The sequence below is a fragment of the Sulfitobacter geojensis genome, from assembly GCF_000622325.1.
Taxonomy (GTDB): Bacteria; Pseudomonadota; Alphaproteobacteria; order Rhodobacterales; family Rhodobacteraceae; genus Sulfitobacter; species Sulfitobacter geojensis.
Map to the genome: position 1 here is coordinate 3,067,353 of NZ_JASE01000005.1, position 22,385 is coordinate 3,089,737.

The 22,385-nt window shown below is 57.1% G+C and carries 27 protein-coding genes; 13 read left to right on the plus strand and 14 right to left on the minus strand.

Annotated features, from left to right (window positions below; genetic code table 11):
* The first annotated feature begins 149 nt into the window (after positions 1 to 149).
* Both Z947_RS0116875 and Z947_RS0116880 read left to right on the plus strand, forming a co-directional pair.
* The gene (locus Z947_RS0116875; protein WP_025045458.1) at positions 150 to 338 is read left to right on the plus strand and encodes a PLDc N-terminal domain-containing protein; all 189 of its coding nucleotides are present in this window, start codon (positions 150 to 152) and stop codon (positions 336 to 338) included.
* A gap of 82 nt (positions 339 to 420) precedes the next feature.
* The gene (locus Z947_RS0116880; RefSeq protein WP_025045459.1) at positions 421 to 807 is read left to right on the plus strand and encodes a YidH family protein; all 387 of its coding nucleotides are present in this window, start codon (positions 421 to 423) and stop codon (positions 805 to 807) included.
* Positions 808 to 839: 32 nt separating this feature from the next.
* Here Z947_RS0116880 and Z947_RS21230 read toward each other — a convergent pair whose 3' ends face one another.
* Positions 840 to 1,904 (minus strand): AI-2E family transporter, encoded by a 1,065-nt coding sequence (locus Z947_RS21230; RefSeq protein ID WP_037938992.1) that lies wholly within the window; start codon positions 1,902 to 1,904, stop codon positions 840 to 842.
* Positions 1,905 to 2,059: 155 nt separating this feature from the next.
* Between Z947_RS21230 and Z947_RS0116890 the strand changes: the two genes are divergently transcribed.
* Positions 2,060 to 2,413 (plus strand): hypothetical protein, encoded by a 354-nt coding sequence (locus tag Z947_RS0116890; RefSeq protein WP_025045460.1) that lies wholly within the window; start codon positions 2,060 to 2,062, stop codon positions 2,411 to 2,413.
* 69 nt (positions 2,414 to 2,482) lie between these two features.
* Positions 2,483 to 4,198 carry a histidine kinase dimerization/phosphoacceptor domain -containing protein gene (locus Z947_RS0116895; RefSeq protein ID WP_025045461.1) on the plus strand — a complete coding sequence of 572 codons (1,716 nt, stop codon included), beginning with the start codon at positions 2,483 to 2,485 and terminating at the stop codon, positions 4,196 to 4,198.
* Positions 4,199 to 4,254: 56 nt separating this feature from the next.
* On the opposite strand, the gene Z947_RS21970 is transcribed toward Z947_RS0116895, so the two are convergent.
* The 4 genes from Z947_RS21970 to Z947_RS22140 all read right to left on the minus strand — a co-directional run bounded on the left by Z947_RS21970 (position 4,255) and on the right by Z947_RS22140 (position 6,798).
* Positions 4,255 to 4,428: a DUF1328 domain-containing protein gene (locus tag Z947_RS21970; RefSeq protein ID WP_081781175.1), complete on the minus strand. Its 174-nt coding sequence runs from the start codon at positions 4,426 to 4,428 to the stop codon at positions 4,255 to 4,257.
* A gap of 91 nt (positions 4,429 to 4,519) precedes the next feature.
* Positions 4,520 to 6,094 (minus strand): phospholipase D family protein, encoded by a 1,575-nt coding sequence (locus Z947_RS0116905; protein ID WP_025045463.1) that lies wholly within the window; start codon positions 6,092 to 6,094, stop codon positions 4,520 to 4,522.
* Complete coding sequence (locus Z947_RS0116910; protein WP_025045464.1) at positions 6,078 to 6,653, minus strand: RNA polymerase sigma factor; 576 nt, start codon at positions 6,651 to 6,653, stop codon at positions 6,078 to 6,080. The genes Z947_RS0116905 and Z947_RS0116910 overlap by 17 nt, the downstream gene beginning before the upstream one ends.
* Positions 6,643 to 6,798, minus strand: coding sequence for a NepR family anti-sigma factor (locus Z947_RS22140; RefSeq protein WP_156026671.1), 156 nt, complete (start codon positions 6,796 to 6,798; stop codon positions 6,643 to 6,645). The genes Z947_RS0116910 and Z947_RS22140 overlap by 11 nt, the downstream gene beginning before the upstream one ends.
* A 127-nt stretch (positions 6,799 to 6,925) precedes the next feature.
* Here Z947_RS22140 and Z947_RS0116920 point away from each other — a divergent pair, with 127 nt between their 5' ends.
* From Z947_RS0116920 to Z947_RS0116935, 4 genes are all read left to right on the plus strand, one after another.
* On the plus strand, positions 6,926 to 7,741 hold the full coding sequence (locus Z947_RS0116920; protein WP_025045465.1) for a response regulator: 816 nt from the start codon (positions 6,926 to 6,928) through the stop codon (positions 7,739 to 7,741).
* Between the two features lie 65 nt (positions 7,742 to 7,806).
* The gene (locus Z947_RS0116925) at positions 7,807 to 8,130 is read left to right on the plus strand and encodes an ElaB/YgaM/YqjD family protein (RefSeq protein WP_025045466.1); all 324 of its coding nucleotides are present in this window, start codon (positions 7,807 to 7,809) and stop codon (positions 8,128 to 8,130) included.
* Entirely contained in the window at positions 8,130 to 8,468 is a 339-nt protein-coding gene (locus Z947_RS0116930) for a phage holin family protein (protein ID WP_025045467.1), read from the plus strand. The genes Z947_RS0116925 and Z947_RS0116930 overlap by 1 nt, the downstream gene beginning before the upstream one ends.
* A 28-nt stretch (positions 8,469 to 8,496) precedes the next feature.
* Positions 8,497 to 9,255, plus strand: a complete 759-nt coding sequence (locus Z947_RS0116935) for a Crp/Fnr family transcriptional regulator (protein WP_052880676.1) — start codon at positions 8,497 to 8,499, stop codon at positions 9,253 to 9,255.
* Here Z947_RS0116935 and Z947_RS21590 read toward each other — a convergent pair.
* Genes Z947_RS21590 through Z947_RS0116950 form a run of 3 tightly spaced genes read right to left on the minus strand, consistent with a single transcriptional unit; the run spans position 9,239 to position 11,495 of the window.
* Positions 9,239 to 10,447 (minus strand): DUF2254 domain-containing protein, encoded by a 1,209-nt coding sequence (locus tag Z947_RS21590; RefSeq protein ID WP_025045469.1) that lies wholly within the window; start codon positions 10,445 to 10,447, stop codon positions 9,239 to 9,241. The genes Z947_RS0116935 and Z947_RS21590 overlap by 17 nt on opposite strands.
* 16 nt (positions 10,448 to 10,463) lie before the next feature.
* Positions 10,464 to 10,961: a Dps family protein gene (locus Z947_RS0116945; RefSeq protein ID WP_025045470.1), complete on the minus strand. Its 498-nt coding sequence runs from the start codon at positions 10,959 to 10,961 to the stop codon at positions 10,464 to 10,466.
* A 60-nt stretch (positions 10,962 to 11,021) separates the two neighbouring features.
* A complete protein-coding gene (locus Z947_RS0116950; protein WP_025045471.1) occupies positions 11,022 to 11,495 on the minus strand; it encodes a CreA family protein in 474 nt (157 codons plus the stop codon).
* A gap of 129 nt (positions 11,496 to 11,624) precedes the next feature.
* On the opposite strand from Z947_RS0116950, the gene Z947_RS0116955 reads away from it, so the two are divergent.
* A complete protein-coding gene (locus Z947_RS0116955) occupies positions 11,625 to 11,819 on the plus strand; it encodes a CsbD family protein (RefSeq protein WP_025045472.1) in 195 nt (64 codons plus the stop codon).
* A 123-nt stretch (positions 11,820 to 11,942) separates the two neighbouring features.
* Here the strand turns inward: Z947_RS0116955 and Z947_RS0116960 are convergent, their stop codons facing one another.
* A complete protein-coding gene (locus Z947_RS0116960) occupies positions 11,943 to 13,988 on the minus strand; it encodes an NADH:flavin oxidoreductase (RefSeq protein WP_025045473.1) in 2,046 nt (681 codons plus the stop codon).
* A gap of 192 nt (positions 13,989 to 14,180) precedes the next feature.
* Positions 14,181 to 14,582, minus strand: a complete 402-nt coding sequence (locus tag Z947_RS22410; RefSeq protein ID WP_025045474.1) for a hypothetical protein — start codon at positions 14,580 to 14,582, stop codon at positions 14,181 to 14,183.
* Between the two features lie 343 nt (positions 14,583 to 14,925).
* On the opposite strand from Z947_RS22410, the gene Z947_RS0116975 reads away from it, so the two are divergent.
* Entirely contained in the window at positions 14,926 to 15,606 is a 681-nt protein-coding gene (locus Z947_RS0116975) for a DUF1045 domain-containing protein (protein ID WP_025045475.1), read from the plus strand.
* Positions 15,607 to 15,838: 232 nt separating this feature from the next.
* Here Z947_RS0116975 and Z947_RS0116980 read toward each other — a convergent pair whose 3' ends face one another.
* The 3 genes from Z947_RS0116980 to Z947_RS0116990 are packed head-to-tail and all read right to left on the minus strand — an operon-like array spanning position 15,839 to position 19,104.
* Positions 15,839 to 16,402, minus strand: coding sequence for a hypothetical protein (locus tag Z947_RS0116980; RefSeq protein WP_025045476.1), 564 nt, complete (start codon positions 16,400 to 16,402; stop codon positions 15,839 to 15,841).
* The gene (locus Z947_RS0116985; protein ID WP_025045477.1) at positions 16,399 to 18,642 is read right to left on the minus strand and encodes a xanthine dehydrogenase family protein molybdopterin-binding subunit; all 2,244 of its coding nucleotides are present in this window, start codon (positions 18,640 to 18,642) and stop codon (positions 16,399 to 16,401) included. The genes Z947_RS0116980 and Z947_RS0116985 overlap by 4 nt, the downstream gene beginning before the upstream one ends.
* Before the next feature lie 3 nt (positions 18,643 to 18,645).
* Positions 18,646 to 19,104, minus strand: coding sequence for a (2Fe-2S)-binding protein (locus Z947_RS0116990; protein WP_025045478.1), 459 nt, complete (start codon positions 19,102 to 19,104; stop codon positions 18,646 to 18,648).
* Between the two features lie 29 nt (positions 19,105 to 19,133).
* On the opposite strand from Z947_RS0116990, the gene Z947_RS0116995 reads away from it, so the two are divergent.
* Positions 19,134 to 19,751 carry a TetR/AcrR family transcriptional regulator gene (locus tag Z947_RS0116995; protein WP_205623829.1) on the plus strand — a complete coding sequence of 206 codons (618 nt, stop codon included), beginning with the start codon at positions 19,134 to 19,136 and terminating at the stop codon, positions 19,749 to 19,751.
* On the opposite strand, the gene Z947_RS0117000 is transcribed toward Z947_RS0116995, so the two are convergent.
* Positions 19,748 to 20,860: an S-(hydroxymethyl)glutathione dehydrogenase/class III alcohol dehydrogenase gene (locus Z947_RS0117000; RefSeq protein ID WP_025045480.1), complete on the minus strand. Its 1,113-nt coding sequence runs from the start codon at positions 20,858 to 20,860 to the stop codon at positions 19,748 to 19,750. The two genes, Z947_RS0116995 and Z947_RS0117000, sit on opposite strands and share 4 nt — an antisense overlap.
* 228 nt (positions 20,861 to 21,088) lie before the next feature.
* On the opposite strand from Z947_RS0117000, the gene Z947_RS0117005 reads away from it, so the two are divergent.
* Positions 21,089 to 21,325, plus strand: a complete 237-nt coding sequence (locus Z947_RS0117005; RefSeq protein ID WP_025045481.1) for a DUF2061 domain-containing protein — start codon at positions 21,089 to 21,091, stop codon at positions 21,323 to 21,325.
* Positions 21,326 to 21,479: 154 nt separating this feature from the next.
* A complete protein-coding gene (locus Z947_RS0117010) occupies positions 21,480 to 22,379 on the plus strand; it encodes a metal ABC transporter substrate-binding protein (RefSeq protein ID WP_025045482.1) in 900 nt (299 codons plus the stop codon).
* Positions 22,380 to 22,385: the final 6 nt, after the last annotated feature.

Here is a 22,385-nt window from a genome sequence, read left to right on the forward strand (position 1 = left end):
GGCTTCTGTGGTTTCTGGTTCCCCCCGATCCCTTGAGACATCCATGAACCGTGGGTTTCAGACCCTTTCGTCGACAGAACGCGCGATTGGAACCCTTTCGAGGTTCATTTGTTAAGTTCCTGATAGATTTACGAACGGGAGATTTTATCATGGAATATGCAGGGTTCGGCGGGTTCATCGTCCTGATTTTGAACATCTGGGCGATTATATCAATCATTGGCTCAAGCAACTCTACCGGTTCAAAAGTTTTGTGGACTGTTCTTGTTCTTGTTTTGCCGATCTTAGGTTTTATCATCTGGCTTATCGCCGGACCGCGGGCGAACAAGCGGATAGCGTGATCACGACACCGCAGACAACGGCAAAGCGCGCGGGGGCCCCCGTGCGCTTTTTTGAATCGCAGGCCCTTTCAGGTGGAGCACGATGACCGACCCGACCGACGCGCAGAAAAGTGAAACCCAACAGCTTGCCGATACCCGTACCGGCTGGGCCGAGGACCGCACTGTGCTTGCCAACGAGCGTACCTTCGCGGCGTGGATGCGGACAGGGATGGCCAGCGTCGCCCTTGCCTTGGGCTTAAAGGCGGTTTTCAGAGTGACGGATTATCCAATTCTCGCGAAATCCGTGGCCGAGATGTTCATTCTCTGCGCCATCTTCATCTTCTGGACAGCCGCCCGCAGAAGCCGGAGCACACATCACAACACCAACACCCATGACGCCGCAGCCCAATCGCGGACGAATATGACGATCACCTCGTCGGTGTTCATTCTCGGCGCAATCTCGACTGGCATCATTTTGTGGCTGCTGTGATTACGATCCGCTAAGGCATCAGGCCCGCAGATCTATGCGTTATTTTCGGCAAGCGATTTTGCCCCCAGAAAATTCCCCAATATCGACAAGCTGGGCACGTTGTCACAGATCACCTTGAGCAGTACCAGAAACGGCACGGCCATCAGGGCACCCGGCACGCTCCACAGCCAGCTCCAGACAATCACGGTCAGAAATACCGAAACCGTATTCATGTTCAACCGCTTGCCAAGGATCGCCGGCGTGATGAACTGTGCCTCAAATGTGGTGCAAAACGCATAAAGAACGGCCGGCAACAGCCCAAGCCCCAGAGTATCAAAGTTCAAGATGCCAAAAGCCGCACAAAGCAATGTGCCAAACATCCCGCCCACGAATGGCAGGAAGTTTAAAGCAAAGGCCAGCACTCCCCAAAGAACGGGGTTGGGCAATCCGACCGCGAGCATCGCAAGCCCGACACAAACGCCAAGACCGGCATTGATCAGCGTGATTGTAAGGAAATAATGCGAAATCTGACGTTCGATATCGCGCGCGGTGTTTTTGGCGCGGCGTTTGTCGGATGAGTTGGGAAAGGCTTCGACCAGCTTGTCATAAAACATATCCCCCGAGGCCAGAATAAACAGGGCAAAGATAAGCCCAAGGACCATCAACGCCGTGAAGTTGGCGATACTCCCCGCGGCAAAAGCCAAAAGGCTGGGTTGTTTTACCGCGACCACATTGCTGCTATCGCCACCGTTGGCGAATTCTTCGACCTGCTCGCTGGCGTCCTTAACCTCTTCGATAGACGCAATAACGCCCTGTAATTTATGACGTAATTCCACTCCCATCGCGGGCGCGTCGGCTATAATTTCGGACACTGGGCCACTCAGCAGATAGGACGCACCTCCAAGTGTCAGCCCCGCACCGAGGATGACCGCCACAGCAGAAACCAGATTGGGAATGCCAAAGCGCGCGAAACTGCGCACCACGGGACTAAAGGTCAAAGCAAAGATCAAGCCGATCATGATAGGCAGAAATAGATCACGGGCAACGTAAAGCGCAGCGAAACCCAGTATGATCGATATGAAAATCAACAAGTTCTTGATTTTATGCAGGTCGTCCAATTATCTTACCCTTATGGACCAATGGGCACTGGTCGTTCCATTCAACTAAAAACCAACCAAACGGCAATTTGGTTCCCTCACTATGTCAAATATTAAAGACACCCCTTAAAAGACCGGATAACAGTCGCCCGACACTTCCTTTCTGGGATGCGCAGATGACAATCGAAAACAACCGATTTTTGGTAATGGGACTAAACGGTTTGGTTCAGTGCGACCTGATCGGCGCGATCAAAGAACGGTTTCCGGGCTTTGCTTCGGTTACTGTCGACACAGAAGGTGAAGCAATCGAAGCGACGAGGCAGGGCAAGGGGTGGGAATTCGCCTTTTTGAACCTGGGACCGGATGCGTTTGCAACCAGCGATCTTGCCAGAGCATTGGCAGAGTTAAAGACCAAAGTGATCCTGATGGGAAGTGCGGCCGAAGATGCCGCCGCCGATAGCCCCTTTCCGGTTCTTGTCCGCCCCTTCACGGGCGAGGACATACTGCGCCTTTTGGGATACAAAGGCTGAAGTTTTCGGTTTCCTTGAGCTGATCACGTCCTATATGTCGTTCTGACTGGCGCGCCTGAAGGACATCGAATGTTGAAACAATCCCTGTTACGCCTGTGGGCGACTGTTGATCGGTTGGGCGTAAGGCTCGCCCTGGTCCTTGCTGTGGCGCTGTTGCCGCTGATGATCGTGTCCATCCTGCGTTCGCAAAGCGTTGTTAACGAAGCAGTTGCACGTTCGCGTGCCGCCCTTACTGGTGTGACCCTGAATGCGGTGCAGGACGAAATCAACCTGATCGAAGGGGCAAAGGCCGTTGCGCAATCGCTCAGCCAGTGGATGCCATCCCTGCTGGATGATCCCGAAAGCTGCAAATTCGTGATGCGCGAAACGCTGAAGGGCAACGCCTATTCTTTTGCCGGCTTTTACGACACCAAGGGCCTTGTCACCTGCTCCAGCGCGCCGGGGCCCTTTAGCGTCGGCATCACACCGGACCTTATCAGGCAAATCGAAGACCCCAAACCCGTCGTTCTGGTGAACGAAGACGCACCTGCATCGGGAACATCGGTGATCTACGCCTCGCATCCAGTCTATGACAAGGACGGCAGCCTGATGGGTTTCGCCGCCATATCGATTCCGCACAAAAAGCTGCAACAGACCGGTGCCGCGCCCACCAACGCGGAGTTTTTGACGCTGAACGCGCGTGGGGCAATCCTGACGGCCCCGGGGACACTGGACGAAGCCCAGCCGTTCATGCCGCAACTTGAACCAAGCGAATATATCTCCGAAACAGCCAAGAGTTTTCGTGCTCTCGGAAATGACGGAACAGAACGGCTTTATGCCGTAGTGCCGGTCGTTGCAGGCGAACTTTATGCGCTGTCGACTTGGCCTTACGATCACGGTATCAGCGGGGATTTCTATCTCAGAAACCCTGCCCTGTTTCCGGCGCTGATGTGGCTGGCCAGCCTGGCGGTCGCGTGGTTCGCAACCTCATTGTTCGTGACACGCCACGTCGTGAAACTGCGCCGCACCATGCGTGAATTTGCCAAAACGCGGCGCACGACCACTGTAAAAGAATTTCAAACCGCCCCCGGCGAGCTGCGCGATGTGGCCGACACCTATATCAGCATGACTGATATGGTTCTGCGCGACGAAGCCAAGATCGAGGATGCCTTGCGCCAAAAAGATGTGTTGTTGCGCGAAGTTCATCATCGGGTGAAAAACAACCTGCAACTCATCGCATCGATTATGAGCATGCAGATGCGTCAGACTCGTTCCAAAGAGGTGAAACAGATCATGCAAAGCCTGCATGATCGGGTGAACAGCCTCGCCACGATCCACCGCAATCTTTATCAGACATCGGGACAGGCCGACATCAACATGGACGAACATCTGGATGCGATTGTGCGCCAGGTGGTCAAGATGGCAGCCGCACGGGATGCTTCGATCGAACTGAAAACCGATTTCGATGAAATCCGCCTGATCCCCGACCAAGCGGTGCCGTTGTCCTTGTTCGTGACCGAAGCCATGACCAACGCCCTAAAATACATCGGCGCTGAAAAAGGTAAATCGACCACGCTGTGCGTCAGCCTTGAAGTGCAAGAGGACGATCGGGCCGAGGTGATGGTCACCAATTCGATCCCCCCTCAGGTCCACAAACCCGACACCGAAAAGTCTTCCGGCCTAGGGGCGGAACTGATGGAAGCCTTCGCAATGCAGTTGTCCGGTGATTTCAGCGCAACGGCCGAGGAAGAAACGTTTGTCGTACGGCTGAACTTTCCAATCGACGAAGTACATCAAGACGGCTGATGCAACAAAAAAAGCCCCGCGTCACCGCGAGGCCTTTTGGCGTAAATCGTCACGCGTCAGACGGGCGGTTTGCCCCGGACTGCGCGGGCGATCATCGCGACGGCAAACAGGATCAGGAACAGGACAAAGATGATTTGTGCTATACCTGCGGAAGCACCGGCGATGCCGCCAAAGCCGAGGGCACCGGCAATCAGTGCGACCACGAGAAAAGTTAAAGCCCAACCTAGCATTGTGTATCTCCATTTTTTCAATTGACATGTATCGTTCTGAAAAAAGAACCAGTCGGGCGTTGATTGGTTCCGAGATTTATCCCCCTGCCCGCTACACCATTTCCTCAGGCGCACCCGGCAGTGCAGTGCCTGCTTTTCGGTTGGGCTTCATGTCGTAGGGCACGATAAAACCCTGACGCTCGGACGGGGGCAGCGACGCATTCTGCAACGCCCGCTGCGTCCATTGCGCGAACACCTTTTCGGGCGGGCCATCGGCCTCTTGTGCCAGCCAGTAGCGGAATATCTTCTGACTTAATGCCTCCACCTGCGCCTTTCGGGTGATGACCAGTCCGGCCTCTGCGTCCCACTTCATACTGCGCCCGTTCAGGTTTGCCGAAGAAACGATGGCCGTGTCCCTGTCAAAGATCGACACTTTGGAATGCACATAGATAATCGGTGCCCCCGCGAGCGTGGCGCGTTCGGCTGATGTATCACGCCTATCCGGCTGCCTCGGCTGCACGGGACTGACGGCCAGAAACCGATCCCCGTAACAAGCGTGCAACCGTCGCATCCCGCGGGCCTGCAAGTATTCACCAAACCGCGCATCCAGCCCCGGCCTGTCGGAGAAAGCAACGCTTTCGGGCGCGGCAGGCACAAGGACGACAATGCGCAGATTCTTGTTGCGTTTCCCCGCAGCGACCAAGGCGGACACGATGCGTCTGTCCCGAAAATATTGGGTCTCCAGATAGATAAACTCCTGCGCCTTCCCGATCTGGGTCAGATGCGCCTCCAGCAAGCTGTCGCTGACGTTTTCCGGGGCCAGGCTTAGCGTGTCGGATGCGCGCCGCCGTGACAAAGTCGTGCGAAACGCCGAAACGGGCTTTGGCAGCTTACCTTCGCGGTTAATCACCTGCGGCAACGCCTTGAGAAACGCACAGGCATCTCTGGCCAGTGACGGGTCTTGCGAAACGACTTGCGTGTCGTGCCAGGTGTCTTGCGCGGGCTGATCATGCGCGGCGTCATCCACACGGCGCTCGTTCAGATCCAGCCCGCCGATATACGTCGTGCTGCCGTCAAACACCGCCATCTTGTGGTGCAGCGTGACCGGATACAGCCGCGGCAGCGCACGTGGGCGTGCCCGCACCCTTCCGCCTTCGAATACCAACAGATCTTGCAAACCCGGTGTAAACCGGAACCGCCGTTCGGGATCGCGGCTGTCGTTGATGTTGCGCACAATGCGCATCAATTCCTTGCGTGTTCTGCCCGCAAACATCAGCCTTGGCACAATGCCACCCTTAGCGGGATGCAGAATGCAGCGCGCCTCAATCCGCGCGGCGTCGGGCGCGGACATTTCATTCAGCGCCGTCAACATTGCGACAAAGTGCCAGGCTTGCTCATGCATCTCATGCGCCATCACCGGATCGAAATCCGACAATGTCAGATCAATCGAAACGCCACGATTCAATGTGTGTAAAAACAGATCGGCCCAAGTATCCCCTATTGCACGCGCCGCGTCCGAGCGCAGCTTGGTGCGCGGATCGAACAACCGGAACCCCATGTCAACGCGATCACGCGCCGCAAGAAACAGCGCCTCCAGCCTTGGATAGGCCTCGGACGCTGTTACCAGTATTTCCAGTTCGCGCGGATCGGGGGACACGCCCTGCGGGCGGTTAGCCCCGTCGGACACTTTGCCCCGCGACCACGACAGCCATCGTGCCGCTGTCCGTCAGCTCCAATGAGTCGTCCGGCGATAGGTCCAGCAGCTCTACCAGTTTCTGGCGCGCGCGGTTGACGCGGCTTTTCATGGTACCCGTGGCCACGCCACACATTTCCGCAGCTTCGTGATAGGCAAAACCGGATGCGCCAACCAGTGTCAGCGCCTCGCGCTGGTCGTCGGGGAGTTTTTCAAATGCGTGCATGAAGTCGTTATACGCCAGCTTGCCGTCATGTTCCGGCTTCACCGAAAGATTGCCACTCAACACGCCATCTACATCGGCCACCTCGCGGCGCGATTTGGTGTAGCTTGTGTAATAGGTATTGCGCAAAATGGTGAACAGCCACGCGCGCATGTTGGTGCCGACTTCGAACTTGTCGATGGACTTCCACGCCTTCATGACGGTTTCCTGAACAAGATCATCCGCCAAAGTACCGTTACGACACAGGCTAAGGCCAAAAGCCCGCAAAGCACCCAGATGTGTGACCAGTTCGTCTCTCGGATCTAAATCCGCGACGATGTCATTTTCCATTTTTGTCATCCTGTTCCCTCAGCTTCTCAATCAGGGACATCAGGTCGGTGGGCAGCTCTTCGGACGCCCTATCTTGAAAACTTCGCCGGAGTTGGTCCTTAATCAGCGCTGTGCGCGGTTTGTCGTGTTGATTTTCATTGCTCATGCCCTGGCCGATCTCCATAGCTTATTTTAACCCCGTTAAACGGAAAAATTATACACATTTCATGGAACCAAACTACGCACATCCAGTTTGGTTCCAAAGAAAGTAAAGAAAAACAAGGAAACATCGAATGACACAGACCGCATCGGACAAGCCTCTTTCTCTCGTCGTTGCCGACTTATTGCCGTATCTGCGACGCTACGCGCGGGCTCTGACCGGATCGCAACAGACCGGTGATCGGTACGCGGCGACCACGCTCGAGGCTTTTCTTACAGACAGGTCGATTTTTGAAACCGCATCCAGTCACAAAGTAGCACTGTTCAGCGCGTTTCACAGCATCTGGTCCAGCCTTGGCGCACCGGTACAAGACGGTGAAACCGGTTTGGGTGCACAAGCGCAGATGCATTTGTCACGCCTGACCGAAAATACGCGTGAAGCGCTGTTGTTGAATACGATCGAAGACTTCTCCATCGCGGAGGTCGCAGAAATCATGGAAATCGACGAGGCCGAAGCGACCGAACTGCTGCGCATCGCCGAACAGGAAATCGAAAAATCCGTTTCCGGCAAAATTCTGGTTATCGAAGACGAAGCCATCATCGCGCTGCACATCAAAAAGATCGTGACCGAACTGGGCCACGAGGTGACCGGTGTCGCCCGCAAGCACAAAGAAGCGGTCAAACTGGCCGCAGGTCAGCGCCCCGACCTGATCCTCTCCGACATCCAACTCGCCGACGGGTCGTCCGGCGTCGAAGCGGTGAACGAAATCCTTGCGGATGCCGGTGACATTCCGGTGATCTTCATCACCGCCTTCCCCGAAAGACTGCTGACCGGCGAACGGCCAGAGCCCGCATTCCTGATCTCGAAACCTTATACCGAAGATCAGGTGCGTTCAGCTGTAAGTCAGGCCATGTTCTTTTCTTCCTCAGAAATCATCGAGGGGCATTAATCAAAACTTTGGAACCCTTTTGGCGCGCGCAGGTTGAGTAACTGAATGCAAAAAAGGAGTTTCCAATGGCACAGACAACTAAGAACAACGTCGCCGAACTGAACACCGATGTTTCTAAACAGATGGCCGTCCTGCGTGAAGATATTGCCAACCTGAGCGCTACAGTCGCTGAGTATGGCAAGGCGCAGGGGGCCATCATGAAGTCCGCTGCGACGCAAAAGGCAGACCAAGCAGTCGAGACCGGCGCAGCTGCTGCCGAAGCTTTGAAGGTGAAGGCCAATAAGACCTATACCGATGCTGAAGACGCAGTGCGTGCCAACCCCGGCACCGCCATCGGCATCGCCGCTGGTGTTGGGTTTCTGGTCGGCATGATGTCGGCGCGCCGGTAATGTTCGGTATTGAACAAAAAGTAGAAAGGGCTGCGCGCAAAGGCGCGGCCTTTTCCGCCGCAGCCCTGTTGGGTGGTGTCGGCGTGGCGTTTTTGACCGCCGCCGGCTGGATGGTTCTAACCGAATTGCGCTCGGAGATATTTGCCGCAACCGTGATCGGTGCAGCCTATGTCGGCGCAGCTGCAATCGCAGCGGCCCTTGGTATGAAGAAACCTCACACCCCACCAAAACCAATTGGACCGACGCAAGACACGTCAGAAATGTCCCCACTTCAGCTTGTCGTCCTGTCATTTGTGCAGGGGTTCGAACAGGGGCGTCAGAAAGACCACGTCGCCTAGACATTCGCAAAACCGTTAGGTGGTTCCCTTGTTTCAACGCAAATCCGGCCGCACCCGAAACGGCGTTTCTTGCGACGTATGCCCGCTGCGCTCGAAACGCATTTTCAAAGACTTCAGCGCCGAAACGCTTGCCTTTATGAAGCGTTTCAAAGTCGGTGAATTGACCGTCGACCCGGGCACACCGCTTTTGTCTGAGGGCTCAAGCACGCCGCAGGTGTTCACTGCGCTTAGCGGCATGGGCCTGCGTTACAAGACGCTTGAAAACGGCGAGCGTCAGGTGATCAGCTTTATCATGCCCGGCGACTTCATCGGGCTTCAGGCCGCCGTCATGGGTGAAATGCAGCACTCTGTCGAGGCTACCACTGACATGAAGCTTTGCGTATTTGACCGCTCTGCCTTGTGGGATCTTTTCAAACATGAACCGCAGCGCGCCTTCGACCTGACGTGGGTTGCAGCGGTCGAGGAACATTTTCTGGGTGAAACCGTCGCGGCCCTGGGCCAGCGTACGGGGACCGAGCGTGTCGCATGGGCGATGGTGCGCCTGTATCTGCACCTGTCTGCCCTTGATCTGCGCAAAGGTCGGTCCGTGCCTCTGCCCTATCGCCAACAGGATCTCGCCGATGCCTTGGGCCTGTCCCTTGTGCATACTAACAAGATCCTAAGCAGTTTTCGCCGCAAGGGCTTGGCCGTCTGGAAAGACGCCGAATTGACGGTACCTGATCTGAAACGACTTGCCACCCTTGCCTCGCTCGACCCCGAAGCGGAACCTGTCAGGCCGTTGATCTGACCTGTTGGGCCAATGCTTCGATCGGCGCGCGATTTGTCTTGGTCGCCAGATCCGACAGACGTTCCAACACTTGCAGGAATGTGTCGCGTGTCAGCGCATCATCCTGCACATAGGTGCGGCAATCGCCCAAGGATCGCGATAGCAGCTTCTCAAAACTGATAGGTTTCGCACGCACGCCTTCGACCTGATAAACATTCAACTGCCGGTCCTGCTGGACAAAGGGCGACAACCCCGCTTCCATCCATTGCATACAACTGATCGCTGTGAACGGATCGTTCACGCCAGGCGACATGGCCCGCGCAACAATCTCGACCAACTGCTCCGTGACAAAAATGATGTTCTGTTTTTCTGTCTTGGCAAGGCCAAGAGCCACGGCACCGCGCAGACGGCTCGCTATTTCTTCATCCAGCGGCTCGGTCGCGCCCCAAACCCTAAGAACAGACCGGTGCGGGTGCATAAATTCGCCTGGTGCCTCGAGCAGCTCGATCACCCATCCCTGCTCCTTGGCAATGGCTGACAACCGGTCCTGCGCGACATTGTGAATGTAGCCGGCGGTCCGCATGTTCACATCCACGAATTCGGATGCGTAGATCGTGACCTCCACCGGGTCGCTCTCAAGTAAACTCTCGACCTCACGCGTCAAACGCCGCCCCAGTCCGGCAACGATGTTGGACGCACTGATCGTTTCTGGGACGTGATGCACATGGTAGATCATCACGAAGACCGAAATCAGCGCCAGCAGCATTGTAAGGATAATAGAAAAATGCGGAACAAATGCCGCAATTTGATCATGCGGGTTTTCGATTGCCCGCAGCGTAAGCAGTGCAAAGGTAAAGGTCGAAATCAGGATGCCAAGGGTCCATTGATTACCCCGATCCCGCATGAAATTGCCGATCAGCCGCGGTCCGAATTGTCCTGAGGCAAAAGAAACGGCCAGCATGGTGATTGAAAACATCACCCCTGCAACGCCGATCATGGACTGCGCTATTACAGATACGATTGCGCGTGCCCCTTCGGCGCTGACCACATCGCTCATCCAGTCCGGTCTGAATTTACCGAGCTGGGGGTGGCTGTCCACGATCAATGACACAAAGGCCAATAGGATCGCGGACAGCACGAGTACCGTTGGTACGAACCAGTAACTCGCCCGAATGTCATCAAGATGCTTCTTGATCCGTGCACTGAATGACATAGGGCAATGTTACCTGTTATGTTGTGGCGAGGGCGCGAAGCATCCAAGCTGCTTTTTCATGGAACGCCGCACGCGCTGTGGCAAGGTCCTCGGTCACGGGATCGCCCGCGTCGCCAGCTTTCTCGATCACATCGTGCAAACGTTTTGCGACTTTGGTGTGATCCTCGGCCAGACTCTCGCACAGGGTGATTGCATCTGCTGCATCGGTGATATCCGTCACGACCGACCCTTTCAACAGGCTCGACGGGGACATGGCTGTCAAGTGGCCCAAGGCACGGATACGCTCCGCAATTACATCGGCCGCATCAAACAGATCGCCATACTGCGCTTCTGTCAGGTTGTGCACGGCAAAGAACATCGGACCTTCAACGTTCCAATGTACTGCATGTGTTTTAATGGTCAGATTGTACGTGTCGGACAGAACTTTCGCGAGTTCTTTTGCCACAATTTTCGCATCTTCAACACCGCTATCAATGTCGACGACTTCGGGGATCGGTTTCAAAGCATTTGTCATATTTTGTCTCCTTTTCACCTAATCAACCGCCGGGGATAAGTATCGTTCCATCCGTTCGCGTTAGTTTTTTGCACGACTTGAGGGATCGAAGAGCGGAACGGTGGAGATCGACATTTTCGCTGATCCGTCCTGCACCTCGGTCGCGTGCGCAATGTAGATCAAAGTCTGGTTGGCCTCGTCAAAGATCCGCGTCACCCGTAATGCCTTTAGAATGATCGAGCGGCGCTCGGAAAACACCCGCTCGCCTTCATCGTCGCGCTCAATGTCGCCGATCACGATGGGACCTGTCTGACGGCATGAAACAGAGGCATTAGACGGATCCTCGAACCAGTTCCCTTTTTGCAATCGGTCGATCACGCCGCGATCAAAATAAGCAACATGGCAAGTAACACCTTGGACGTCGGGGTCTGCGAAGGCTTCGATCAGGATGTCATTGCCCAACCAGTCCACGTCAACATTGCCGACCTGCTCTGCCCAACCGGACAAGGGCCAAAGTACTGCGCAAAGACCCGTAAGCACGTGTTTGAAAGGCATGAATTTTCTCCTGTTCAAAGAAATTTAACTCATTGGTGCCCCGATGGTTCCCTGGGAAGTTTTCGGAACGATTTGTGGCATGCGCGGTTTAGCCATCAGACGACAAATTAACCCGAAAGGAGACACACCATGAACTGGGACCAAGTAAAAGGCGAATGGAAGGTCATGAAGGGCAAAGCCCAATCCAAATGGGGCGAACTCACAAATGACGATCTGGACGAAGCCGCAGGCGAACGCGAGCAGCTCGAAGGTTTGATCCAGAAGCGCTATGGCAAGACCAAAGAAGAAGCAAAGGCCGAAGTTGATTCATGGCTTAACGAGTAAACAATTTTCTACGCCGCGATAGCTGGCTGTCCGTCCTTAAACGTGACGCCAGTACGCTGCCGCAAAGCCCTCCTTTTAGGGGGGCTTTGTTGTTTCTGGTGACATAAATCTGCTAGGGCAGGTTTACAGGTCTTTGACCAGCCGCAGTGCATCATAGATAGCCGCATGGGTGTTGCGCGCGGATACGGCGTCCCCGATGCGAAACAGTTTGAACGTCCCCTCCGCATTGCGCTCCAGCGTCTGAGGCGCGCCCGCGATCAGGGCGTCATGATCCACCGCACCGCCATTCGAACTTAGTGGCTTCAACGCGAAATACAGATCGTCCAGTGGCAAAGTGCCGTAGTTCAATACCACCTGATCGTAATCACGTTCATCAGAATAATCGCTGTAATCCGTACCAATGGTTGCGCGCAACTTATTGCCCTGCCGCTCCACGCCCAGCAAACGGCGGGTCACGGTAAAGGTTACGTCCTTATCCTGTAGCGCCCGCATGTAAGGCACCAAATTCATCGCCATAATATCAGGCGCAAAAACGCGATCCGGCGTCATGATCTCAACTGTAGACCCCGCATTTGCCGCCACTTCCGCCGCCTGCAATGCCGGATGGTCGCCGCTTTCGTCATAGATCAGGACATTTTGCGCCGGTTTTACATCGCCCGCGATCATATCCCACGCGGTAACCACATGGGGCGTGTCCCTGCCGGTTTCGAACAGTTCGGTGTTCGGCATGCCCCCCGTGGCCACAATCACCACATCCGGATTAAGCGCAGCGACATCAGCGACTTCTGCCCATGTGTTAAAGTGGAACACCACGTCACGCGCCGCACATTGGGCCATCCGCCAGTCGATGATCGAGATCATCTCGCGCCGACGCGGATTCAGCGCTGTCAGACGGACCTGCCCGCCGGGGTCCGGTTGCGCCTCGAAAACCTCCACGTCATGACCGCGCTCTGCGGCGACGCGGGCCGCCTCCACCCCCGCAGGGCCGGCACCGATGATCACTATTTTGCGCTTGGTATCAGCAGGTTGCACCACATGCGGCATGCTCAACTCGCGTCCGGTCGCGGGATTGTGGATGCACAGCGCTTCGCCCGCCTGATAGATCCGGTCAAGGCAGTAGGTCGCGCCGACACAGGGGCGGATGTCGTGTTCGCGCCCTTGCATGATCTTTTGTACGATATGCGGGTCCGCCATATGCGCGCGGGTCATGCCGACCATATCCAGTAGCCCCGCCTCGACTGCATGGCGGGCCGTGGCAACGTCAGGTATTCGGGCGGCATGGAATGTCGCCATGCCGGTGGCCTTCCTGACCTCGCCCGCATAGGTCAAATGCGGCGCGCTTTTGGCCCCCTGAATTGGGATCAAGTCGGTCATCGCAGCATCAGTATGGATGCGGCCGCGATTGACGTTCAGAAAATCAAGCTGGCCGGTTTGCGACAGTTTTTGCGCGATGACCAGACCGTCCGCCGCCGTGATGCCACCCTTTTGCACCTCGTCCGCTGTGAAGCGGAAGCCCACGATAAACTTGTCCCCTACCCGTTTGCGAATGGCCGCCAGCACATCCAGCGGAAAGCGCATGCGGTTTTCCAGCGTATCCGCCCCGTAAGGTCCAACGAGATCATTGGTCAGGGGCGACCAAAACTGGTCCATCAAATGCCCGTTCACCAACAGTTCGATCCCGTCCATGCCCCCCGCCTGCATCCGTTCGGCCGCATCGGCGAAGTCATTGATAATGCGTTCTATATCCCAGTCTTCGATCAATTTGGGAAAGGCACGGTGCGATGGTTCGCGGTGTTTGGACGAAGACACCGACGGCAACCAGTCCCCTTTGTTCCACGTCGTGCGCCGCCCCAGATGGGTTAGCTGGATCATCACCGCGCAACCGTGCTCGTGACACCCGTCCGTCAGGTTGCGAACCCACGGCACGACCTCGTCCTTATAGGCCAGAACGTTGTTAAATACGGGCGGGCTGTCTTTGGAAACCGCGGCTGACCCCGCCGTCATGGCCATGGCCACCCCGGCCTTTGCGCGTTCTTCGTGATAGGCGCGGTAGCGGTCCTTGGGCATGCCGTCTTCGGGATAGGCCGGTTCGTGGCTTGTGGTCATGATCCGGTTCTTCAGCGTAAGATGCTTGAGTTGGAACGGCTGAAGCAGGGGATCTTTGGTCATTTGGAGAGTCTCGCAAGCTGCGCATCAAGGGCCGCCGCGCCTGCGTTTGTACGGCTCGACAGTTGTGTCACACCGCGAACCTGCACCCGAACGGAAAGGGCTGTCAACAATTCAGAATGCACACGGAGGAACGGCCTATCACCAAATCACCCGCCGGGGGCAAAGACAGGGTGAACCGCCTGCAAACAGCCCCTAAAACTTCTTGAAATCGCGCAATGAGCGCAGAAACAAACCGATACCGCCAACCAGCAGCACAAGAATAACAATCAGATCAAAGGCGCTCATCCGCGCCATCTGGATCGTCATATTCGCGATCACCCCGAATATCAGCGCCAACAGGGACCCACCGGCCAAAATCCAGCCGAACCAGTTGCGCGCATTGTAAAAGATCATCCCCACGCCGAACATGAACGGGATCAACACCATCCCCGACGTGACAGCAACGCCGCCAATGCCAAAAACCCGTGCGCCCATGTTGAAGTTGGGCCGCACGACAATCCCGTTCAGCAAAAGATATCCGCCACCGATCATCATCGCAACACCCAGCAGAAACCCCATCGTGCCGCCGTCATTCCCACCTGCACCACGTGCCATTTCTGTCTCCGCTTTCCTGGACCCTCGCCTCGCATATCTAGGACGGGCGATCGTGAAAGGCCAGCAAATCAGCCCCATGGAAAGTCAAACATGCCCAAACCTGCCTTTGTAAGCTCCTCCACATGTCTCGCTAAACCGCACCGCGAAAATGTGCCTGCATCTCAATCGCGCCTTCGGGAAAGGCACCGCCTAGCGCAATCCACCTGATATGCGCGCCTTGCAACCGCCAAGCTCCCGTGCGCACAGAATGCTTGAGGATCCGACAGGCGTTTGTAAGGATCAGGTCCTGGATCACCGGTGAGGGCTGTTTCGCCCCAAAGACCAAAAGAATATGAGGGGCACCATGTATCAAAGATATGCTATTTTCTACACGCCAGCGGCTGGCCCGTTCGCCGATTTCGCCGCCACGTGGCTGGGCTGGAATTCCGCGACGGGTCAAGCGGTTGTCCAACCTGATATTGCCGGTCTTGATATTGAACAGGTCACCGCCAGACCGCGCAAATACGGGTTTCATGCGACGCTGAAAGCACCGTTTCATCTGGCGCATACAGCTACACCCGACGCGCTACGGGACGCGCTGGATGAATTTGCGCAAAAACGCTCGCCTGTTGCAATGGGTGCGCTGCACCTCAGCACCACCCATGGCTTCCTGGCCCTTCGCCCCGTGAACGCTGCGCCGGCTTTGCGCGATCTAGCCGCTGCAGTGGTGACCGGATTGGACAATTTTCGCGCCCCGCTCAGCGCGGATGATATCGCACGGCGGCGCAAATCCCGACTGACACGCCGACAGGACCAACAGATGCTGGATTGGGGGTACCCTCATATTTTTGATGACTTCAATTTTCACATGACACTCAGCGGCCCGTTGCGGCGTATCGCTCAGGAAACAGCCCTGTCGCAGCTACAATCCCTGATTGCGCCTGTACTGCCAGCTGCCCTCTGCATCGACGCGCTCACCCTGATGGGCGAGGACAGGCAAGGCATGTTTCACCAGATCCACCACGCGCCCCTGTGCAAAAAATAACCCCGAACCGGACGCGTGTGTCCGGCCAATAGCACGCCTTCGCAGCGCAATTCCCTCGCTCATCCACAAGCGAACATGCCACCAACTGAATATCAGGACCGCCCCGCCGATCCCCACCGCATACATCGCCACAAATTTTCGCCAGCAACGCACTCAACGAAACCTGTTAGCGTGCCAAAGCCCCCCCTCTTTTTGGCCTTATATACTGTCCGCACTCACCGCAAAACGCCCCTCACTCGCAAGGGCCTCCTGCCGCCCCCCACAGTTCGACATCTCGCGCCATTTCTTCGAAACTCCCCACCGGTTTTGACCGCCCCGCGCCGGGTTCAAACCCCCAAGCCACAAAAGCCGAACTGCGCAGATGCTCTGCCAACCCTGCAATATCAAAACCGTCGTTCGTTTCGGGGTCGCGCAGTTGCGCGCATACCGCGGCGCTGCTTTCTCCCAACCAGTCCAATTCAACCGGCGGCAGGCGCCACGCGTCGTCGATTTGGGGGGCCGCAGGCGACGCCACATCCCGCCCCGTCGCTGTCACATGACAGGTCCGGCACGGGATACTCTCTGCGCCAATCCGGCTCTCGTCAGCTTTCACCCCCATGCCGTGCGGCACACCCGAGCCAAAGCCCAAGCCCTCCCACATCGGCGCCTCCTGATCGCCGACATGGCAATTTGTACAGCGCGGATGCGAGGCCACCGCGTAGATCCGGTCCCATGCCATCAGCCCCTCCTCGCGGGTCACCGTTTGCGCGCAGACGCCCGATCCTGCGATAAGCAGCGCGCAGAGCAGGCCCCTCATACGAAATCCACCGTTTTCGCAAACGGCAGCTCCCTGATCCGCTGGCCTGTGGCCGCAAAGATTGCATTGCCCAGCGCCGGTGCCGCCGGGGGCACGCCCGGCTCGCCCACGCCTCTGATCTCGTCACCGTTTTCCAATCCGCGCACCTCGATCTGTGGTGTTTGATGAAGGCGCATCCCCTCAAACGCATGATAATTGTCCTGCTGCGCCATGCCACCCTCATAGGTAAGTTCACAGTTCATGGCATGACCTAACCCCCAGATCACACCGCCCGAAAGTTGCGCTTCAAAGTTCACCGGATCCAGCACGCGGCCCACTTCAGCCGCAACAAAAACCTTGTCGATGCGGATACCATCCGGCGTGTCGCTCACCTCGACCACCTGTGCTGTTGGCACACCAAAGGCCAGCGTAAACGCCAAACCACGCCCGCGTTTTGGCCCCAGATCACTGCCCCAATCGGACATTTTCGCAACCTCTTCCAACACCGCGCGGGACAGATCGTGACTGCACAGCCTGAGCCGCTCTGCCATCGGGTCAACGCCCGCCGCATGACAAAGATCGTCCATGAAGCTTTCGTGCAAAAATCCGTTGCCCGACGCGCCGACCGAGCGCCACGAACTGACCGGCACCATCGCAGGAACGCGGTATCCCGTGACACGGTAGTGCGGGATGGCAAAGGGTTGATCCCATGCGCCCGCGACAATCGCCACATCCGGCCCCATCGCCGGCTGGCCCAACCGCGCGAGCGAGGATTCCGCCACCGAAGGCGCGGCAATCGACAAATCGAATGCCCGCACCGCACCATCCGCGACGGCACCGCGCGCACGCGACATAGCAAGCGGGCGCGGGAAGTCATGGGTCATATCTTCTTCGCGGGTCCAGACCATCTTGACCGGTATGTCGGGTAGTTGCATTGCAATTTCAACGGCTTGCCGCACGTAATCGTCTTCGAGCCGCCGCCCGAAACTGCCCCCTGACATCAGCACGTGCACATGTACCTGACCGCTTTCCAACCCCGCGACTGCTGCGGCACCATCCTGTACAAAACGCGGGATCTGTGTGCCCGTCCAGATATCGAGCCGCCCCTCGCCGAGCTTGACTACAACGCTCATCGGCTCCAGCGGCGCGTGAGCCAGATAGGGGATGCGGTACTCGGCCTCCAGCACATCTTCGGCTGTGTCCAGCGTCTCTTCGATCTCGCCCTCGTCTTTGAACCGGCTGTCCTGACGGTCCTCAATGAACGACGCTGCAACTTCCTCAAACTGCTTTGCCGTATCACCGATATAGGGCGACGGACCCCAGTCGCATTCCACTGCATTTGCGGCCTGAAACGCCCGCCACGTGTTATCCGCGACAACGGCAATCCCGCCACTGATTTCCAGCACCGCTTGCACACCGCGCATTGCTTCTGCTTCTGTTGCGTTAAACCCCGTGATGCCACCGCCGATCGCAGGATTGGTGCGGGTTGTGGCATGCACCATCCCGTCCATCCGGATATCGATGCCATATTCCTGCGTGCCGGTGGATTTCGCCACAATGTCCGTGCGTTGATGGGGTTTGCCCAGCGTCCTCCACGTCGCGGGGTCGCGCAGTGCCACCTCTTCCACCACCGGTGTCTGCGCTGCCGTGGCCGCCAGATCGGTATAGGCCAATTGCGTGCCGTCGGGCAGCACCACCGCCCCGTTTTGCGTGCGCAACTGATCCGCGGATACCCCAGTCTGTTCTGCGGCCGCTGCAATCAACGTTTCGCGCGCCATCGCGCCTGCTGTGCGCAACCGTTCGTACATATCGGGCACCGTGCTGGAGCCCCCCGTGATTTGCAGCCCCATCAGCTTGCCCACCACATCCGCAGCACCACGCCCCGTGCGCGCCATTAAAGTTTCCGATGTTGCGGCGACCGGCATGCCCTCCACGGCGACAACGCCGTTGTAATAGGCTGCTGACGGCGGGCCGGGGTCGATCCGCACAGTTTCCAGATCAATGTCCAGTTCTTCGGCAATCAGATGCGCCTGCACCGAATAGGCCCCCTGCCCGACATCCGCGCGCGGGGTAATCAATGTCACGCCGTCCGCGTCGATTTTGACAAAGGGGTTAAACGTCACCTCCCCCTCAGCCAAGCCAGCCGTCAGCGGGTTTTCGACGTCGCGCTTGTACATATAGGTACCAAAGGCCACGCCACCGAGAATAGCGGCCGACCCTACCAGAAAGCTGCGCCGTGCGATTGTTTTGATGCGTCCCATGGCTCAGACCTCCTGCAAGCGGTTTGCTGCGGTTTTCACGGCAGCGCGGATGCGCGGGTAGGTGCCACAGCGGCACAGGTTTGCGCTCATCGCGGCATCGATCTGATCGTCGGAGGGATCGGGGTTGAGGTCCAGAAACGATGCCGCCTGCATGATCTGGCCGGACTGGCAGTAACCGCATTGCGCGACCTGATGTTCGATCCACGCTTCTTGCACAACGTGAAGGGCGGTAGGTGTGCGCAGCCCTTCGATGGTGGTGATATCACCGTCAACGTCGGCCGCCGCCACCTGACAGGATCGTACTGCGACCCCGTCCATATGCACCGTGCAAGCCCCGCATTGCGCAATCCCGCAGCCATATTTCGGCCCTGTGATGCCCAGCTCATCCCGCAAGACCCACAAAAGCGGCATGTCGTCTTCGACATCGACCTCGTGCTCGGTTCCGTTTACCGTTAACTTCATGAGTGCCTCCTACAGGAATTCAACATCTGTTGACTTACCAGATATCTCAATTCGACCTTCTGTCAACACGCGTTGACAATATTTCTGAGAAGCGTACAAAGATTTCAATGAATAAAGCCTTAGCGACCCGGGAAAGACTGCTTACCGAGGCGCGTAAACTGCTGTGGTCGCGTGGATATTCCAACGTTTCCTTGCGTGAGATTGCGCAGGGAGCTGGTGTCGATGTCGCGTTGGTTTCACGGTACTTTGGCGGCAAGCGCGGGTTGTTCGAAGCAACGCTTGAGGGTGCCTTTGATGCGCCGTCCCTGCCCGATGAGGCGCAGTTGGTGGATACGGTTTTGCAGATGTTTCGCGATGCCCCACGTGGCGGCGACACGCCGTCATCACTTCAGCTGATTCAGACCAACGCCAATGATCCGGAAGTGGGTGAAACGGTTCGCGCGGCGCAGTCCGAAAGCATGCAGCGGATACTGGAAGAGATAATTGGCGACAAAGAGCGCGCCGCGCTTTTCATGAGTGTTCTCATGGGCTTCGCCATGGCGGAAAAGACCCTCAAGCTAGACGGGATTGCCATACCCGGCACTCCCGCCTTTGAGGCGCAGCTGCGACACCTGATGGTCGCCGCACTTCAATACGAAAAGCCCTAGAACTCCACCACTGCGCGGATTGATTTGCCCTCGTGCATCAGATCGAACCCGTGGTTGATCTCGTCCAAAGTCAGCTTGTGGGTGATCATCGGGTCGATCTCGATCTTGCCGTCCATGTACCAGTCGACAATCTTGGGCACATCCGTGCGTCCCTTGGCCCCGCCGAATGCTGTCCCACGCCAGACACGACCGGTGACCAGCTGGAAGGGCCGTGTTGAGATTTCGGCACCTGCGGGAGCGACACCGATGATGATGCTCTCGCCCCACCCTTTGTGCGCCGCCTCAAGCGCTGTGCGCATCACCTGCGTGTTGCCCGTAGCGTCAAAGGTGTAATCCGCGCCGCCTTTGGTCAGCTCAACAAGATGCTGCACCAGATCACCGTCAACCTTGGACGGGTTCACAAAATCGGTCATGCCGAAATAGCGGCCGGTTTCTTCCTTGTCATCGTTCAGATCAACGCCAACCACCTGATCCGCGCCCGCAAGCCGCAGACCCTGAATGACGTTCAAGCCAATGCCCCCAAGACCAAAGACGACGCAGCGCGCACCGATCTCGACCTTGGCGGTATTGATCACCGCACCGATCCCCGTTGTCACGCCGCAACCGATATAACAAATCTTGTCGAACGGCGCGTCCTTACGCACCTTGGCCAGTGCGATTTCGGGTACAACGGTGTGGTTCGCGAAGGTGGAGCAGCCCATGTAGTGATGGATGGGCGTACCATCCAGCATCGAGAAACGCGTCGTGCCATCGGGCAATTGGCCGCGCCCTTGGGTGATGCGAATCTTTTGGCAAAGGTTGGTTTTACCGGACAGGCAGTATTCGCATTCGCGGCACTCTGGCGTGTAAAGCGGGATGACATGATCTCCGGGCTCAAGCGTTGTGACACCCTCGCCCACTTCCAGAACGACACCAGCCCCCTCGTGGCCCAGAATGGCCGGAAAGATACCTTCGGGGTCGTCGCCCGAACGGGTGAATTCATCCGTATGGCACAGGCCCGTGGCTTTGATCTCGACCAGAACCTCGCCGCGTTTGGGGCCTTCCAGATTGACCTCCATGATTTCAAGCGGTTTTCCGGCTTCGACTGCTACGGCGGCGCGGGTTTTCATCATTGCGATTTCCTCCAATATGTTGCGCTCAGGTGGCCCAAGCGACAGGTTGATGTCAAGAACGGGCGCGCCTGTGGCACAGGCCCGGAGCGCGCCAATGTCATGGACATCCGTGACAAAATAAAACTTCGTTCACAATCGGCAACAAACGATGCCTTTTGTGACAACTCTCCGAATGTTGTGCCTGAGCGTCAGAAGATATGCAGGGCGAAGATACAGGAGAGACGCATGGATTTAAAGAAACGCACCTTCGCCAAGGCGCTGAGCTGGCAGATCATCGGCTTTGCTATGATGGTGCTCATTGGCTACGTGACCACGGGGTCCTTGAATGCCGCCGGCGGTATGGCTGTTGCGGCCTTTATCGCAGGCACGGTCACTTATGTCCTGCACGAACGGATTTGGGAACGGATCGGCTGGGGGCGTCTTGTGTCTCTGCCTGACGAAAATCGCAACATCGCGCCCTAACCCCCACGGACCGCGCCGGCGTCACGCCATAACTGCGCCGCAGAAACAGGCACATCGCAAGCCCTTAATGAGAATAATTCGCAACAGCATTGACATTTGTTGCGAATGATTTGCATGTAGGGGAAATATTGTTTTGTTTGCGGGGCTCCTGACGATGAACCGACACGCCTGTTTGCTGGCCGCTGGCCTATTCACAACAGTTTTGGCATCCGCCGCTGCGGCCCAAGACAAGATGAAAGTTGTGACCACTTTTACCGTGCTGGCCGATATGGCGGCCAATGTGGCGGGTGATGCGGCTGATGTGGTTTCAGTGACCAAACCGGGTGCGGAAATCCATGGCTACCAACCCACACCACAAGACATCGTGCGCGCCTATGACGCCGATCTGATCCTATGGAACGGCATGAACCTTGAACTGTGGTTCGAGCAATTCCTGTCCAATATGTCGGACGTTCCCGCCGCCACCCTGACCGACGGGATTGACCCGATTTCCATCGCGTCGGGCAACTATCAGGGGCTGCCCAATCCGCATGCCTGGATGGGCCTGGATAACGCGTTGATCTACGTTGATAATATCGCCAAAGCTATGGCCGAAAACGACCCCGATAATGCCGCCATCTATGATGTGAATGCCGCGCGGTACAAGCAAGAACTGCGCGAAACGCTGGAACCGCTGAAAGCGGCCATTGCCGATGTGCCGCAGGATCAGCGCTGGCTGGTGACCTGCGAAGGCGCGTTCAGCTATCTTGCGCGCGATCTGGGTTTGCAGGAACTTTACCTCTGGCCCATGAACGCGGATCAGACCGGCACACCGCAACAGGTGCGCAAGGTGATCGACGGGGTGCGCGACAATGACATTCCGGTGGTGTTTTGTGAAAGCACCGTCAACACCGCCCCCGCCCAACAGGTGGCGCGCGAAACCGGTGCCGCTTATGGCGGCGTGCTTTATGTGGACAGCCTGTCAGGGCCGGACGGGCCGGTGCCCACCTACCTTGACCTGCTGCGCATGACGACCACCTCTGTAACAGACGGGCTGAGCGCCGCTTTGAAATAATCCAGC

Excerpts from the sequence above, each read along its gene's own strand:
- Z947_RS0116875 (WP_025045458.1), top strand. The coding sequence starts at position 150 with ATGGAATATGCAGGGTTCGGCGGGTTCATCGTCCTGATTTTGAACATC.
- Z947_RS0116880 (WP_025045459.1), top strand. The coding sequence starts at position 421 with ATGACCGACCCGACCGACGCGCAGAAAAGTGAAACCCAACAGCTTGCC.
- Z947_RS0116890 (WP_025045460.1), top strand. The coding sequence starts at position 2,060 with ATGACAATCGAAAACAACCGATTTTTGGTAATGGGACTAAACGGTTTG.
- Z947_RS0116895 (WP_025045461.1), top strand. The coding sequence starts at position 2,483 with ATGTTGAAACAATCCCTGTTACGCCTGTGGGCGACTGTTGATCGGTTG.
- Z947_RS21970 (WP_081781175.1), bottom strand. The coding sequence starts at position 4,428 with ATGCTAGGTTGGGCTTTAACTTTTCTCGTGGTCGCACTGATTGCCGGT.
- Z947_RS0116910 (WP_025045464.1), bottom strand. The coding sequence starts at position 6,653 with ATGGAAAATGACATCGTCGCGGATTTAGATCCGAGAGACGAACTGGTC.
- Z947_RS22140 (WP_156026671.1), bottom strand. The coding sequence starts at position 6,798 with ATGAGCAATGAAAATCAACACGACAAACCGCGCACAGCGCTGATTAAG.
- Z947_RS0116920 (WP_025045465.1), top strand. The coding sequence starts at position 6,926 with ATGACACAGACCGCATCGGACAAGCCTCTTTCTCTCGTCGTTGCCGAC.
- Z947_RS0116925 (WP_025045466.1), top strand. The coding sequence starts at position 7,807 with ATGGCACAGACAACTAAGAACAACGTCGCCGAACTGAACACCGATGTT.
- Z947_RS0116930 (WP_025045467.1), top strand. The coding sequence starts at position 8,130 with ATGTTCGGTATTGAACAAAAAGTAGAAAGGGCTGCGCGCAAAGGCGCG.
- Z947_RS21590 (WP_025045469.1), bottom strand. The coding sequence starts at position 10,447 with ATGTCATTCAGTGCACGGATCAAGAAGCATCTTGATGACATTCGGGCG.
- Z947_RS0116945 (WP_025045470.1), bottom strand. The coding sequence starts at position 10,961 with ATGACAAATGCTTTGAAACCGATCCCCGAAGTCGTCGACATTGATAGC.
- Z947_RS0116950 (WP_025045471.1), bottom strand. The coding sequence starts at position 11,495 with ATGCCTTTCAAACACGTGCTTACGGGTCTTTGCGCAGTACTTTGGCCC.
- Z947_RS0116955 (WP_025045472.1), top strand. The coding sequence starts at position 11,625 with ATGAACTGGGACCAAGTAAAAGGCGAATGGAAGGTCATGAAGGGCAAA.
- Z947_RS0116960 (WP_025045473.1), bottom strand. The coding sequence starts at position 13,988 with ATGACCAAAGATCCCCTGCTTCAGCCGTTCCAACTCAAGCATCTTACG.
- Z947_RS22410 (WP_025045474.1), bottom strand. The coding sequence starts at position 14,582 with ATGGCACGTGGTGCAGGTGGGAATGACGGCGGCACGATGGGGTTTCTG.
- Z947_RS0116975 (WP_025045475.1), top strand. The coding sequence starts at position 14,926 with ATGTATCAAAGATATGCTATTTTCTACACGCCAGCGGCTGGCCCGTTC.
- Z947_RS0116980 (WP_025045476.1), bottom strand. The coding sequence starts at position 16,402 with ATGAGGGGCCTGCTCTGCGCGCTGCTTATCGCAGGATCGGGCGTCTGC.
- Z947_RS0116985 (WP_025045477.1), bottom strand. The coding sequence starts at position 18,642 with ATGGGACGCATCAAAACAATCGCACGGCGCAGCTTTCTGGTAGGGTCG.
- Z947_RS0116990 (WP_025045478.1), bottom strand. The coding sequence starts at position 19,104 with ATGAAGTTAACGGTAAACGGAACCGAGCACGAGGTCGATGTCGAAGAC.
- Z947_RS0117000 (WP_025045480.1), bottom strand. The coding sequence starts at position 20,860 with ATGAAAACCCGCGCCGCCGTAGCAGTCGAAGCCGGAAAACCGCTTGAA.
- Z947_RS0117005 (WP_025045481.1), top strand. The coding sequence starts at position 21,089 with ATGGATTTAAAGAAACGCACCTTCGCCAAGGCGCTGAGCTGGCAGATC.
- Z947_RS0117010 (WP_025045482.1), top strand. The coding sequence starts at position 21,480 with ATGAACCGACACGCCTGTTTGCTGGCCGCTGGCCTATTCACAACAGTT.